Source organism: Streptomyces sp. NPDC046859 (assembly GCF_040645135.1).
Lineage (GTDB): Bacteria > Actinomycetota > Actinomycetes > Streptomycetales > Streptomycetaceae > Streptomyces.
Map to the genome: position 1 here is coordinate 75,123 of NZ_JBEYXR010000018.1, position 13,918 is coordinate 89,040.

Annotated in this window: 12 protein-coding genes; 6 read left to right on the forward strand and 6 right to left on the reverse strand. The window is 71.8% G+C overall.

Annotated elements, in window-relative coordinates; translation table 11 throughout:
* Window positions 1-22 precede the first annotated feature (22 nt).
* Window positions 23-457, forward strand: a complete 435-nt coding sequence (locus tag ABZ899_RS25220; protein WP_361350189.1) for a DUF2000 domain-containing protein — start codon at window positions 23-25, stop codon at window positions 455-457.
* Window positions 458-516: 59 nt separating this feature from the next.
* Here ABZ899_RS25220 and ABZ899_RS25225 read toward each other — a convergent pair whose 3' ends face one another.
* The gene (locus tag ABZ899_RS25225) at window positions 517-1,773 is read right to left on the reverse strand and encodes an MFS transporter (protein WP_361350191.1); all 1,257 of its coding nucleotides are present in this window, start codon (window positions 1,771-1,773) and stop codon (window positions 517-519) included.
* Window positions 1,774-1,949: 176 nt separating this feature from the next.
* On the opposite strand from ABZ899_RS25225, the gene ABZ899_RS25230 reads away from it, so the two are divergent.
* Entirely contained in the window at window positions 1,950-2,711 is a 762-nt protein-coding gene (locus tag ABZ899_RS25230; RefSeq protein WP_361350192.1) for a phosphoglyceromutase, read from the forward strand.
* An 80-nt stretch (window positions 2,712-2,791) separates the two neighbouring features.
* Here the strand turns inward: ABZ899_RS25230 and ABZ899_RS25235 are convergent, their stop codons facing one another.
* From ABZ899_RS25235 to ABZ899_RS25245, 3 genes are all read right to left on the reverse strand, one after another.
* Entirely contained in the window at window positions 2,792-3,028 is a 237-nt protein-coding gene (locus ABZ899_RS25235; protein WP_361350316.1) for a ribosomal protein L7/L12, read from the reverse strand.
* Window positions 3,029-3,282: 254 nt separating this feature from the next.
* Window positions 3,283-4,782 (reverse strand): serine/threonine-protein kinase, encoded by a 1,500-nt coding sequence (locus tag ABZ899_RS25240; protein ID WP_361350194.1) that lies wholly within the window; start codon window positions 4,780-4,782, stop codon window positions 3,283-3,285.
* 234 nt (window positions 4,783-5,016) lie between these two features.
* Window positions 5,017-5,940: an SDR family NAD(P)-dependent oxidoreductase gene (locus ABZ899_RS25245; RefSeq protein WP_361350196.1), complete on the reverse strand. Its 924-nt coding sequence runs from the start codon at window positions 5,938-5,940 to the stop codon at window positions 5,017-5,019.
* 153 nt (window positions 5,941-6,093) lie between these two features.
* Here ABZ899_RS25245 and ABZ899_RS25250 point away from each other — a divergent pair, with 153 nt between their 5' ends.
* Together ABZ899_RS25250 and ABZ899_RS25255 are read left to right on the forward strand one after the other, a co-directional pair.
* On the forward strand, window positions 6,094-6,759 hold the full coding sequence (locus tag ABZ899_RS25250; RefSeq protein ID WP_361350198.1) for a TetR/AcrR family transcriptional regulator: 666 nt from the start codon (window positions 6,094-6,096) through the stop codon (window positions 6,757-6,759).
* Between the two features lie 201 nt (window positions 6,760-6,960).
* On the forward strand, window positions 6,961-9,645 hold the full coding sequence (locus ABZ899_RS25255; RefSeq protein ID WP_361350200.1) for a SpoIIE family protein phosphatase: 2,685 nt from the start codon (window positions 6,961-6,963) through the stop codon (window positions 9,643-9,645).
* A gap of 320 nt (window positions 9,646-9,965) precedes the next feature.
* Here the strand turns inward: ABZ899_RS25255 and phoU are convergent, their stop codons facing one another.
* Window positions 9,966-10,667 carry a phosphate signaling complex protein PhoU gene (gene phoU, locus ABZ899_RS25260; protein WP_361350202.1) on the reverse strand — a complete coding sequence of 234 codons (702 nt, stop codon included), beginning with the start codon at window positions 10,665-10,667 and terminating at the stop codon, window positions 9,966-9,968.
* Window positions 10,668-11,138: 471 nt separating this feature from the next.
* Here phoU and ABZ899_RS25265 point away from each other — a divergent pair, with 471 nt between their 5' ends.
* The gene (locus tag ABZ899_RS25265; RefSeq protein ID WP_361350203.1) at window positions 11,139-12,416 is read left to right on the forward strand and encodes an ATP-binding protein; all 1,278 of its coding nucleotides are present in this window, start codon (window positions 11,139-11,141) and stop codon (window positions 12,414-12,416) included.
* Window positions 12,413-13,093 (forward strand): response regulator transcription factor, encoded by a 681-nt coding sequence (locus ABZ899_RS25270; protein ID WP_062669081.1) that lies wholly within the window; start codon window positions 12,413-12,415, stop codon window positions 13,091-13,093. Before ABZ899_RS25265 ends, ABZ899_RS25270 begins: the two co-directional genes overlap by 4 nt.
* A 79-nt stretch (window positions 13,094-13,172) precedes the next feature.
* Here ABZ899_RS25270 and ABZ899_RS25275 read toward each other — a convergent pair whose 3' ends face one another.
* The gene (locus tag ABZ899_RS25275; RefSeq protein WP_361350205.1) at window positions 13,173-13,877 is read right to left on the reverse strand and encodes a DUF461 domain-containing protein; all 705 of its coding nucleotides are present in this window, start codon (window positions 13,875-13,877) and stop codon (window positions 13,173-13,175) included.
* Between the last annotated feature and the right edge of the window lie 41 nt (window positions 13,878-13,918).

The window sequence follows — 13,918 nt, forward strand, 5'->3', positions numbered from 1 at the left end:
CGGCGTCGGCGAGTCTCGCCGTATGAACGCCGAAGCACCCGCCCCCGTCCGTTTCGACACCAAGATCGCCGTGCTGCTGCGCGAGGACCTGGAGACCTGGCAGCGGCTGAACGTCACCGCATTCCTGGTCAGCGGCCTGGGCACGCAGATCCCCGAGGTGATCGGGGAGCCGTACGAGGACGCGGACGGCGTCCCCTACCTGCCGATGTTCCGCCAGCCGGTGCTGGTCTTCGAGGGCACCAAGGAGACCCTGACGGCCGCCCACGCCCGCACGCTCTCCCGCGCCCTGCCGCGCGCCCTGTTCACCTCCGACCTCTTCGGCACCGGCCACGACGGCGCCAACCGGGCGGCGGTACGGGCCGTGGGCACGGACGAGCTGGACCTGGTGGGGCTCGCGGTGTACGGGCCGAGGAACGCCGTGGACAAGGTGCTCAAGGGGGCGCGGATGCACCCCTGAGTCCTAGAGCGGGTCCGTCCGGGACGGTCAGAGTCCCTGAGCGGGTCCGTCCGGGACGGTCAGGCCGCGCTGGTCTCCGGCCTGGACTCGGTCACGGGCACGGTGGCGCCGGGCGCGTCGGCGGGCAGCCGGCGCATCAGCACGCCGTACCCGGCCGCCGCGACCGTGCCGACGGCCGCGCACAGCGCCCACAGCCACGCGGCGCCGAGGTGGTCGATGACGAGGCCCGACATCAGCGGGGCGACGAGGGCCGCCACCGACCAGGACAGCGTGTACACGCCCTGGTAGCGGCCGCGTCCGTGGGCCGGGGACAGGCGCACGACCAGGCCTGTCTGGGTGGGCGCGTTGAGCATCTCGCCGAGCGTCCACACGCACACCGTCAGCGCGAAGACACCGACCGACCCGGCGAACGCGGTGAGCCCGAAGCCGTAACCCGCCACCAGGGACGACACGACCAGGATGCGGCCGGCGTCCCGGCGTTCGATGAACCGGGTGACCGGGATCTGGAGCGCGACGATCAGGACGCCGTTGACGGCGATGGCCAGGCCGTAGTCGGCGGGCGAGAACCCGGCCGCGCCCATGGCCACCGGCAGCCCGACCGCGCCCTGCTGGAAGACGAGGGCGACGAGGAAGCACAGCCCGACGACCCCCATGAAGCGCCGGTCGCGCAGCACGGTCCCCAGCCCGATCTCCTCGCCGGGTTTCCCGGTGTCCGCCTTCCCGGGCCGCGACTCGGGAAGCTTCATGAAGACGACGACCGCGCAGACGGCCGTCATCCCGGCCTCCAGCAGGAATCCGGCGCGGTAGCTGACCTCGGCGATGAAACCGGCGGCCATGGAGGAGATCGCGAAACCGAGGTTGATGGCCCAGTAGTTCAGGGAGAAGGCGCGGACCCGGTCCTCGGGCCGGACGATGTCCGCCATCATCGCCTGCACGGCCGGCCGGGAGGCGTTGGAGGCGGCGCCCACCGCGAAGGCGACGGCGGCGATGGCCGCGGGGTGCTGCACGAAGCCCAGCACCGCCACCGACACGGCGGTCGCGGACTGCGCGATCAGCAGGGTGGGCCGGCGGCCGAGCCGGTCGGCCATCACCCCGCCGCCGAGCGAGGAGACGACCCCGCCGAGGCCGTGGAGCGCGGCGACCAGACCGGCGTAGGAGGCGGAGTGACCGCGCTCGAGGGTCAGGTACAGGGCCATGAAGGTGGCGACGAAGGCGCCGAGCCGGTTCACCAGGGTGCTCGTCCACAGCCACCAGAACTCACGGGGGAGCCCGGAGACGGTCTCCCTGGTGGCGCGTCTGACGGCGGCGAGTGACATCAGGGGTCCCCCCATGGACGAGCCGGACACCGGCAGCGGATGTAAGAAGCCAGAACGGCATCCGCAACTTACAAAACCGGGGCGAGGGCGAGCCACTCGATTAACAGATCCCGTCAACCGTCCGCCTGCCGGGCGGGGCCGCCGAGGGCCCGAATGCGTGGATTACGCTCTGAGGCATGGCCGACGCACCGTACAAGCTGATCCTCCTCCGCCACGGCGAGAGCGAGTGGAACGCGAAGAACCTGTTCACCGGCTGGGTGGACGTCAACCTCAACGAGAAGGGCGAGAAGGAGGCGGTCCGCGGTGGCGAGCTCCTGAAGGACGCCGGACTCCTGCCCGACGTGGTCCACACGTCGCTCCAGAAGCGCGCGATCCGGACGGCCCAGCTGGCGCTGGAGGCGGCCGACCGCCTCTGGATCCCGGTCCACCGCTCGTGGCGCCTGAACGAGCGCCACTACGGCGCCCTGCAGGGCAAGGACAAGGCCCAGACCCTCGCCGAGTTCGGCGAGGAGCAGTTCATGCTGTGGCGCCGCTCCTACGACACCCCGCCCCCGCCGCTCGACATCGACTCCGAGTACTCCCAGTTCCACGACCCGCGCTACGCGACCCTCCCGCCGGAGCTGCGCCCGCGCACGGAGTGCCTCAAGGACGTCGTCGTCCGCATGCTGCCGTACTGGTTCGACGCGATCGTCCCCGACCTGCTGACCGGCCGCACGGTCCTGGTCGCGGCCCACGGCAACTCGCTGCGCGCCCTGGTCAAGCACCTGGACGGCATCTCGGACGCCGACATCGCGGGCCTGAACATCCCGACCGGCATCCCGCTCGCCTACGACCTGGACACCGACTTCAAGCCGCTCACCCCGGGCGGCCGCTACCTCGACCCCGAGGCCGCGGCGGCGGCGATCGAGGCGGTCAAGAACCAGGGCAAGAAGAAGTAAGCACACGCGATCAAGCCCCCTACCTGCGGTTTCCCCGTGGGTGGGGGGCTTTTCACTGCCTCCGGGCCGTTTCCGGGCCGTCAGAGCAGAGGGGCCGTGCGCTCTCCGGGCTCCGGCTCCTGTCTCCACTCCGCCCTGGCTCCGGCGCTCTTGAGCACAGCGACAGCGGACTGGGCCCTGTACGCGGACAGACCTCCCAGGAGGGTGACGGGCGCTTGTCGCGCCAGGTCCCGGCTGTGCCACACACTCTGCCCGGTCACCTTGCGCACTGCCAGGATCACATCCATCTCGCGGGGCCCGCAGTCGACGAGCAGCACCTCGTGGGACGGGTCGTCGCAGAGCAACGTGTCGTAGTCGATGGACCCTTCGTCGGAGATCTCGCCCTCCTGGCTCAGCGAACGGGAGCGTACGCGCCTCCGAAGACGGCAGCCACGGCTTTTCGGGTGCGCTCGCGGTGCTCGGCCCGCAGAGTTCCGTGACGCTGGGCCGATCCGCCGGATGAGCCCTTTGAAGCGGGTGTGCCCCCACAAGGTTGAACATGTGACGGCACGGCGGGTTCGGTCCTCGGCCTCTACTGCGTCGGGCTCGGGCTGGGCGGTGCGCTGGTAGTGGCGCGGCCCTTCGAGGGCTTTGCTGACGGGGACGCCGTGGCAGTGGTCGGCGTCGCCGCTGGGGTCGTCGGGCTGGAGCCGGCGTCCCCGGTCGCGGTCGGCGCGGATCCTGGCGGCAGTGACGCCGATCCGGACGGCCCGGAGCTCGCGGGCGGTGCGGAGGCGCTGCGGCTCGCGTTCGGGGCAGACGCCGGATCAGAAGCGTCGAGTGTCCTGGAGACGGGCTGGGCATGAGATCCGGTTGCCGCAGCCGCAGGGTGGGACGCACCCAATGCCCCGGAGGAGGGCTGAGCGCCGTTCGATCGGGTGGGTGGGAGGGCACCGGGCCCGCTCTTGGCAGACGCCGTACCGGAGGGCGGGTGTGCGGGATTTTCGGCGGGCGTCGCCGCTTCCCGGTCGTCGCTTCCGCTAGTGCTCGATGTGACGCCGAGAGTCGCGCCCAGGGCCACGGAGAGGGCCAGGGCCGTGCCCGCTGCCAGGCGACGGCGGTGGCGAGTGCGGCCGGGCAGGTCGCGCCGGGTGGCTGCCGCCCCCTGAGAGCGTGTGTGCTCCTTCGTTCCGGGGTGAGCGGTCGGCGGCGTCGGAAGGGAGGGCGCCGAGAGCGGCAGGGGGTAGGGATCACCGGCGTGCCAGGAGGCGAGGGCTTGCGCGCACTGCTCGGCGTCCGGGCGGGCCTCGGGGTCCTGGGCGGTCATGGCCCGCAGCAGGGCGGCGAGTTCCGAGGGGAGCCAGGTGGGGACTTCGGGCGGGCGGTGCAGGCGGGCGACGGTCGCTTCCAACGGGGTGCCCTGGTACTCCAGTTCCCCTTTCAAGCACTCCAGCAGCACCAGGCCGAGCGCGTAGACGTCGGCGGCCGGCCCGATCCGCCTGCCCTCGACCTGCTCCGGTGCCAGATAGGCGGCGGTGCCTATCAGTACGTCCGGTGCCGTATGACGGGTGGCATTGGCCAGGCGCGCGATGCCGAAATCAGCAAGGTGAGGATCGCCGGCCGCGTCGAGGAGGATGTTCGACGGTTTGATGTCCCGGTGCACGACGCCGGCCTGGTGGACATAGGCCAGCACCCGCGCGAGGGCGGCGCCCACATCGACCACCCGGCGCTCAGGCAGCGCTCCACACGCCAAAAGGCTGCGCAGCGTGGGGCCCTTGATCAGTTGCATGACCAGGTAGGTGCGGTCGTCGTGGCGGCCGGCGTCGTAGACAGTGACCAGTCCCGGGTGCTGTAGGCGGGCCAGAAGGACGGCCTCCGCGGTGAGACGGTCCTCCGTCTGCGGGTCCGGGCCGGGCCGGAACACCTTGACGGCCACGGACCGCCGAAGGCGCGTGTCAACGCCCTCGTACACGTCGGCCATGCCTCCCGACCCGATTCTCGCGCCCAACCGATAGCGGCCGGAGAGGACTTCGGCGGGCTGCTCACCCGCTGGAGCCGGCGTCGGCGTGGCTGCTGATTGGCGGGCCTTCATCTGGTTCTCCGTTGCTGTCGCCGCGTACCGGACTCGGCCATGGGCCATGCTGCGGGGCGGGTACCCCCAGCCTGGGCCAGATATCCCGGACCACGTCATCGCAGGGACGAGAACGGCCCCACTCCGCATCGGCATACGTCGCCACCGGCCCGGCAGCCACGGCGGTCGACGGCACCGCGAGGTTGCCCCGGGACGGCCGCATCGTGTACGTCGACGTACGGAACCGGCCGTCGCTCAGGACGCCGTCGCGGCCCGCCCCACCGGGAACGAGACCCCCGTCAGTTCCTCCGAGACCGTCCACAGGCGGTGCATGACCGTCTCGTCGTGTGAGGCGGCGCTGGACTCGACCTGCTTCGGGTAGCCCCGGATCTCGCCGCGGCCGCCGGGGCCGTAGTACTGGCCGCCGGTGACGGCCGGGTCGGTGGCCGCGCGCAGGGTGGGCAGGGCGCCCATCGCGGGGCTCTGCGTCAGCAGCGGGGCGAGGCGGCTGACCGGCACCCGGAGCGCCGCCGGGGTGTTGCGCAGCAGCTCGGTGTTGGACAGGCCGGGATGGGCGGCCACCGCCATCGTGGTGCCGTGCGGGGCGAGCCGGCGCTGGAGCTCGTACGTGAACAGCAGGTTGGCCAGCTTGGACTGCCCGTAGGCGCCGGTGCGGCTGTACGACCGCTCCCATTGCAGGTCGTCGAAGTGGATCGCGGCCCGGATGCGGTGCCCGGTGCTGCTCACCGTGACGACACGGGAGCCGGGGACGGGCAGGAGCCGGTCGAGCAGCAGGCCGGTGAGGGCGAAGTGGCCCAGGTGGTTGGTGCCGAACTGCAGCTCGAAGCCGTCGGCGGTGGTCTTCTTCGGCGTGTACATCACACCGGCGTTGTTGATCAGCAGGTCGATGTGCGGGTGCGCGGCGCGCAGGTCGGCGGCCGCGGCCCGGACCGAGTCCAGGGACGTCAGGTCGAGGGCCTGGACGGTGACATCACCCCTGATCCGGGCGGCCGCCCGCTTCCCCTTCTCCACGTCGCGCACGGCCAGGACCACCGTCGCCCCGTGCTCCGCGAGCATCCGGGCGGTCTCGAAGCCGAGCCCGGTGTTGGCGCCGGTCACGATCGCCACCCGGCCGCCCTGGTCGGGGATGTGCTGTTCGGTCCACTTCACGTCCGTCATCGTCTTCTCCTCGTTCTCGTCGTGCGCCTGGGTCGCCTGGGTCGCCGAGGTCGCCCGTGAGTCGTAACGGACCAGCGGTCTGTTATGGCTCCGAGCGTAAGGGACCGATGGTCTGATAGCAAGAGACCGCCGGTCCGTAAGTTAGGCTGAGGCGTGACTTTTCAGCGGGCGCGAAGCGAGGAGCAGCGACAGGCCCGCCGTCGGGCGATCCTGGACACGGCGGCGGCGATGCTCGAGGAGATGCCGGTGGCCGAGCTGAGCCTGAACGAGCTCAGCCGGCGCGTGGGCCTGGCCAAGTCGAACGTCCTGCGCTATTTCGAGTCACGTGAGGCCGTTCTGCTCGAACTCCTCGACGATTTCCTGGGCCGCTGGATCGCCGAGCTGGAGCGCGATCTGGCCGAGGGGATCGAGGCGCACGCCCCCGCGGAGAAGCGGGCGGCCCAGCTCGCGGACATCCTCAGCCGGTCGCTGGCGGACCGTACGGTGCTGTGTGATCTCTTCGGCGCCCAGGGCGGCGTCCTCGAGCGCAACGTCTCCGTCGAGGTGGTCAAACGGCACAAGCGCGCCTCCCTCGCCAGGCTCGAGGCCGTGACCGGACTGCTGTGCCGCCATGTGCCCGAACTCGGTGAAGGAGCGCGGCTGTTCTGCCTCACGGGCCTCGCCTCGGCGGGCGCGCTGTCGTCGTACGTCCCCCCGCCGCCCAGCGTCCTCGCCGCCTACGCCGACGAGCCCGCCCTCGGCGTCCTGCACATGGAGCTGCGCGAGGCCCTGCGGACGGCCTTCACCTCGATGCTGCTGGGTGTCCTCCCGCGCGGATGAGGGTACGCGGCTGGCAGCGGCGAAAAGACCCCGGTCGGGAGAGGCCCCGGTCGAGAGAAGGTCCGGGTCGAGAAAAAGGCCCGGCCGCCTCCGTTCTTCCTGCTCAGTCGCCGCTCAGCCGTCGCGCGCGACAGCAGGACGGTCGTCCCCATCGTGGACACACCGTAGCCAGCAGAAAATGCCGATGGTACAAATAGCGACATGTCGGACAGATTCGACCAGTGGACGCGGGGGCGATGGCGCTCGCTGGTCGGCAGGAGCCCTCGGAGTGTCGCCGGTCAGGTGTTCGTGCTCCAGGTGGCGCTCGTCCTGCTGCTCGGGATCTGCGCCGTCGTCGCCCTGATCCTCCAGTCGAGCCGCGACACCCAGACCGAGGCGAAGCGCCGTTCCGTCGCCGTGGCCCAGACGTTCGCGCACGCGCCCGGCGTTCTCGCGGCCCTGCGGTCGGAGAACCCCTCCAAGGTGCTCCAGCCGCTCACCGAGGCCGGGCGAGGCGCCGCCGGCGTCGACTTCATCGTCGTCATGGACACGAACGGCATCCGCTACACCCACCCCCTGCCCGACCGCATCGGCAAGCGTTTCGTCGGCACGATCGAGCCGTCCCTCGCGGGCCATGTGTACACGGAGAGCGTGCAGGGGCCGCTCGGCAAGGAGGTCCAGGCGACCGTCCCGATCGAGGACCAGAACGGCAAGGTCACCGCCCTGGTGTCCGCCGGGCTGAAGGTCAAGAGCGTGACCGGCGAGGCGTACCGCCAGCTCCCGATCATCCTGGGCGCCGGCGCCGTGGCGCTCGCCGTGACGGCGGGCGGCACCGCCCTGGTGAGCCGGCGGCTGCGGCGCCAGACCCACGCCCTGGCCGCGGACGAGATGAACCGCATCTACGAGCACCACGACGCGGTCCTGCACTCGGTGCGGGAGGGCGTGCTGATCGTCGACGACGGCCGGCTGCTGCTCGCCAACGACGAGGCGAGGCGCCTGCTGGAGCTGTCCCCGGACGCCGAGGGCCGGGATGTGGCGGAGCTGTCCGGGCTCGACCCGGAGACGGTGGATCTGCTCGTCTCCGGCCGGGAGGCCACCGACGAGGTGCATTTCGCGGGCGACCGCCTGCTGGCGATCAACCAGCGGCACACCGACCGGGCCGGCCCCCGCGGCACCGTGGTCACCCTCCGCGACACCACCGAACTGCAGGCGGTCTCCGGCCGGGCGGAGATCGCCCGGGAACGCCTCAAGCTGCTGTACGACGCGGGCCTCGGCGTCGGCACCACCCTCGATGTGGTCGGCACCGCCGGGGAACTGGCCCGGATCGCCGTCCCCCGCTTCGCCGACTTCGTCACCGTGGACCTTGCCGACGGCGTGGTGCAGGGGGAGGAGCCGACGCTCACGGCGACGGACATGCGGCGGGTCGCCGCGCACGGCATCCGCGACGACCACCCCCTCTACGAGGTGGACCGGCTCATCGACTTCCTGCCCACCACCCCGCAGGCCCGCGGCTACGGCACCGGCCGTTCCGTCCTGGTCGCCGACCTCGCGGCCGCCGACGACTGGCGGGCCCAGGACCCCGACCGCACCCAGGAGATCCTCGACTACGGCATCCACTCCCTCATCTCCGCGCCCATCCGGGCCCGCGGCGCCGTCCTGGGCCTGGTCCACTTCTACCGCGGCAAGGAGCACGAGGCGTTCGACGCGGAGGAGCTGTCGCTGGCCGAGGAGCTGGTGGCGCGGGCCGCGGTCAGCATTGACAACGCCCGCCGCTTCACCCGCGAGCACACCATGGCGGTCACCCTCCAGCGCAGCCTGCTGCCGAGGGCCCTGCCCGAGCAGAGCGCCCTGGACGTCGGCTCCCGTTACATTCCGGCCCAGTCGGGGGTGAGCGGCGACTGGTTCGATGTGATCCCGTTGCCGGGGAGCCGGGTCGCGATGGTCGTCGGCGACGTGGTCGGGCACGGCCTGCACGCCGCCGCCACCATGGGCCGGCTGCGCACCGCCGTGCACAACTTCTCGACGCTCGACCTGCCCCCCGACGAGCTGCTCAGCCACCTCGACGACCTGGTCGGCCGTATCGACCAGGACGAGACCTGCGACGACCGGGCCGCCGTCGTCGGCGCCACCTGCCTGTACGTGATCTACGACCCCGTCACCGGCCGCTGCGCCATGGCGCGGGCCGGCCATCCGGCGCCCGCCCTGGTCCGCCCCGACGGCGAGGTCACCTACCCCGACCTGCCGGGCGGGCCGCCGCTCGGGCTGGGCGGGATGCCCTTCCGCACGGCGGAGTTCGACCTGGCCGACGGCACCCAGCTCGTCCTGTACACCGACGGTCTCATCGAGGACCGCACCCGCGACCTCGACGTCGGCCAGGAACTGCTGCGCCAGGCCCTGACCGGCCACCCCGGACGGTCACCGGAGGACAGCTGCCGCGCGGTGGTGGACGCACTGCTGCCGGCCGGCCCGAAGGACGACGTGGCCCTGCTGATCGCCCGTACCAAGGCGCTGCCGGCCGACCACGTGGCCACCTGGGACGTGCCGCCCGACCCGTCCGCCGTGGCGGGGGTGCGCGAGGCCGTCTCCGGCAAGCTGGCGGAGTGGGGTCTGGCCGAGCTGGACTTCGTCACCGAACTCGTCCTGAGCGAGCTCGTCACCAACGCCATCCGCTACGGCGGTGAGCCCATCCAGGTACGGCTGATCCGCGACCGGGTGCTGACCTGCGAGGTCTCCGACTCCAGCAGCACCTCACCGCATCTGCGGTACGCCGCGACGACCGACGAGGGCGGCCGCGGGCTCTTCCTGGTCGCCCAGATGACCGAGCGCTGGGGCACCCGGTACACCTCGCAGGGCAAGGTCATCTGGGCCGAGCAGGCGTTGCCGGGTGCCGTGCACACGGCACCCTGAGCGCGGTCCCGCCCCTCACCTCACCCGCACTGGCACGGGTTCCCGGACTGGCACCCGCACCCGCAGCCCGAGCCGCAGCCGCAGGCCCCGAACAGGGGGAGGCTCCGGACGTCGGCGGGCTGCTCGGTCGGGCGTTCCCGCGTGGGGTCGGGCGTCGTGGCGGGGGTGCTGGGGGATTCGGCCATGGTCCCTCCTATAAGGCTGGTGCCTGTGCCCATTGGATGCCCGCCCCGCTGGGCGCATCAACGGCGCACGGAGGCTCGTACGCGCCCGGACCGGACCTCGCGAGCCCGCCCGGACCCCCGCAGCGCCCGCGCGGTCTACGCGCCGTCCGCCCCCGGGGCCGACTGGATCTCGGGCTGGACGTCGGCCTGGAGATCGTCGGCGTGCTCACCGGTGACCAGGTAGACGACCCGCTTCGCGACCGCCACCGCGTGGTCGGCGTACCGCTCGTAGTAGCGGCCGAGCAGCGTCACGTCGACCGCCGTCTCGATGCCGTGCTTCCAGCGCTCGTCCATCAGGTGCTGGAAGAGCGTGCGGTGCAGCAGGTCCATCTCGTCGTCGTCCTGCTCCAGCTGCAGCGCGAGGTCGACGTCCTTGGTGACGATCACCTCGGCCGCCTTCGCCATCAGGCGCTGCGCCAGCTGCCCCATCTCCAGGATGGTGGCGTGCAGGTCCTGCGGGATCGCCCGCTCCGGGTAGCGCAGCCGCGTCAGCTTGGCCACGTGCTGGGCGAGGTCGCCGGACCGCTCCAGGTCCGCCGACATGCGCAGGGAGGTCACCACGATCCGCAGGTCCGTCGCCACCGGCTGCTGGCGGGCGAGCAGGGCGATGGCCCGGGCCTCCAGGTCGTGCTGGAGGTCGTCGACCTTCTGGTCCGCCTCGATGACGCTCTCGGCCAGCTTCAGGTCGGAGTCGAGGATGGCCGTCGTGGCGCGCCCGATCGCCGACCCGGCCAGCCGGGCCATCTCGACCAGTCCGTCGCCGATCGAGTCCAGTTCCTCGTGGTACGCGTCCCGCATCAGGGTCCCTCTCTCACATCTGCCTCAGGGGTGGCCCGGCAGCCTGTCGTCTCACCGGAAAAGCCGCTTTGCCGGGTGTCCGACTGTCCTACGGTCGTTCCCTATGACAGTAGAACCGTCGACAGTCGTACGGTCGGGAGAACGACGGTCCGACAGCACTACAGGCCTACAGCACGACAGCACTACCGTCCGACGGCACTACGGTCCGACAGCACGACAGAGCTACGGTCCGACGGCACTACAGTCCGACGGTCGGAAAACCATCAGTGCGGATCGTCGTTCCGATCCGCCCCGGCCTCCCGCCGAGCCGCCGTACCGCTCCCGACGGTCCCACGATGCGGGCGCCACGCGTCCGTTTGCGCCACCCCGAGTGAACCGGCTCCGTCGCCCAGGTGAACTCTGGGCGACGAGTGTCGGAGGTCGCACTCCGGCGGCTGTGGGCATGACCTGGGCCATGCCTAACCTGGACGCATGGACGTGAACGCGGCGGTCGCCGCAGCGGCTGCGATCGCCGGGGTGCTCACCGGTGTCATCGCCATGCTGGCGTTCCGCTGGAGCGAACGCGACCTGAAGCGCCCCACCCGCACCTCCCTGCACACCGACCCGGTCCTGCCGCCCGGCGTGGACACCGTGCTGTCGGTGCTGCGCTCCTCCGCCGTCGTCCTCGACGAGGGCGACGCCGTGGTCAAGGCCAGCTCGGCGGCGTACGCCCTCGGCCTGGTCCGCGGCGGCCGGCTCTCGGTGGAGCCCATGCTGCAGATGGCCCGCGACACCAGACGCGACGGCGAGATACGGCAGGTCGAGCTGGACCTGCCGCGGCGCGGCACCGGGCGCGGCGAGGCCCTCGCCGTGTCCGCGCGTGTCGCGCCCCTCGGCTCCCGGCTGGTCCTGCTGCTGGTCGAGGACCTCACCGAGGCCCGGCGTATCGAGGCGGTCCGCCGGGACTTCGTCGCCAATGTGAGCCATGAGCTGAAGACGCCGGTCGGCGCGCTCTCGCTGCTGTCCGAGGCCGTCATGGACGCCGCCGACGACCCGGAGGCCGTCGAGCGCTTCGCCGGGCGCATGCAGATCGAGGCGACCCGGCTCACCAACCTGGTGCAGGAGCTCATCGACCTCTCCCGGGTGCAGAACGACGACCCGCTGGAGGACGCCGAGCCGGTCCGGGTGGACGAACTCGTCGCCGAGGCCGTGGACCGCTGCCGGCACGCCGCCGGGACGAAGCAGATCACCATGGCCGTCGGCGGCACCGCCGACCTCAGGATCTGGGGCAACCGCGGCCAGCTCGCCGCCGCGCTCGGCAACCTCGTGGAGAACGCCGTCAACTATTCGCCCGCCCGCACCCGCGTCGGCATCGCCGCCCGCCGGATCACCGCGCCGGGCGGCGACCACATCGAGATCGCCGTGACCGACCAGGGCATCGGCATCTCGGACAAGGACAAGGAGCGCATCTTCGAGCGCTTCTACCGCGTCGACCCGGCCCGCTCCCGTGCCACCGGCGGCACCGGCCTCGGTCTGGCGATCGTCAAGCACGTGGCCGCCTCGCACAGCGGGGAGGTCACGGTGTGGAGCTCCGAGGGACAGGGCTCCACCTTCACTCTGCGGCTGCCGGAGGCGGGCGAGTCCCGTGACCGCGCGCAGCAGCCGCCCGGTCCCGGCGACGAGACCGGGTTCGAAGCCCCCACGCATTCCCGCACCACCCCCGAGTCAGCCGCGTACGAAACGCTTTCCGCCCCGGAGGTCCATCCGTGACCCGAGTGCTCGTCGTCGAGGACGAGGAGTCCTTCTCCGACGCCCTGTCGTACATGCTCCGCAAGGAGGGCTTCGAGGTCGCGGTCGCGACCACCGGGCCCGACGGACTCGACGAGTTCGAGCGCAACGGCGCCGACCTCGTCCTCCTGGACCTGATGCTGCCGGGGCTGCCCGGCACGGAGGTCTGCCGCCAGCTGCGCGGCCGCTCCAACGTCCCGGTGATCATGGTCACCGCCAAGGACAGCGAGATCGACAAGGTCGTCGGCCTGGAGATAGGCGCGGACGACTACGTCACCAAGCCGTTCTCCTCGCGCGAGCTGGTCGCCCGTATCCGGGCCGTCCTGCGCCGCCGCGGCGAGCCCGAGGAGGTGACCCCGGCCGCCCTGGAGGCGGGCCCCGTCCGGATGGACGTGGACCGGCACGTGGTCACGGTCTCCGGCGCCAAGATCGACCTCCCGCTGAAGGAGTTCGACCTGCTGGAGATGCTCCTGCGCAACGCCGGCCGGGTCCTCACCCGGATGCAGCTGATCGACCGCGTCTGGGGCGCCGACTACGTCGGGGACACCAAGACGCTCGACGTCCACGTCAAGCGCCTGCGCGCCAAGATCGAGCCGGACCCGGGCGCGCCCCGATACCTGGTGACCGTGCGCGGCCTCGGCTACAAGTTCGAGCCGTAGATCGGCCCGGACCATGCCGTCACGCCGAAGGGCGGGACCCCGCGTGTGCGGGTCCCGCCCTTCGGCGTGTCCACGGCGCTCAGTGCCCGGCGCCGGCCGACTGGGAGGCGCTGTCGGAGGGGAGCACGGCGGTACCCGTCTCCTCGGCGCCGGCCGCGGCACTGGCGCTCGCGGTGGAGTCCGCGGAGGCCTCGCCGCTCGGCGTGGCGCTGGCGGTCGGGGTGCCGGTGGCCGAGCCGGACGGCGTGGCGCCCGTCTCCCGGGCGGACGGGACGTCGCTCGGGCCCCAGCTCTTGTAGTAGCTCTCGGCCGGGACGACCAGGGCGCGCAGGCTCACGTCACCGGTCTTGCTGAAGGTGAAGGTGATCGGCTGGGCGTTGCCGTCCTGGATGCTCTTGCGGCCCTTGGGCAGCACGGCGGAGGCGTTGTCCTTGCCGCCGAGGATGAGCGAGCCGCCGGCCGGGATGGTCAGGCTGCCGCCCTTGGCGGGCGTGAGCACGGCCTTCTCGCCGGTGCCCTTCACCTTCACCGCGTCCAGCGTCTGGGCGGTGTCGCCGCTGTTGAACAGGGTCGCGGAGACCGCGGCGGAGCTGGTGGACTCCAGCTCGGACGGGGTGATGACGAGGGCGTTCTGGATCTTGATGACTCCGACGCTGGTGGCCGCGTTGTCCGGCTTGATCTGCAGTGTCTGCGCGTTGTTGCCGGCGGCGCACGCGGCGAGCGTGGTCATCGAGAACGCGAGGGCGGCGGCGGCGAGGACGCCGCGTCGAAGGCTGCTGCTCACGGCGGCGGCAACTCCTTGACTCGAACGGGGCGGGCGCGTGA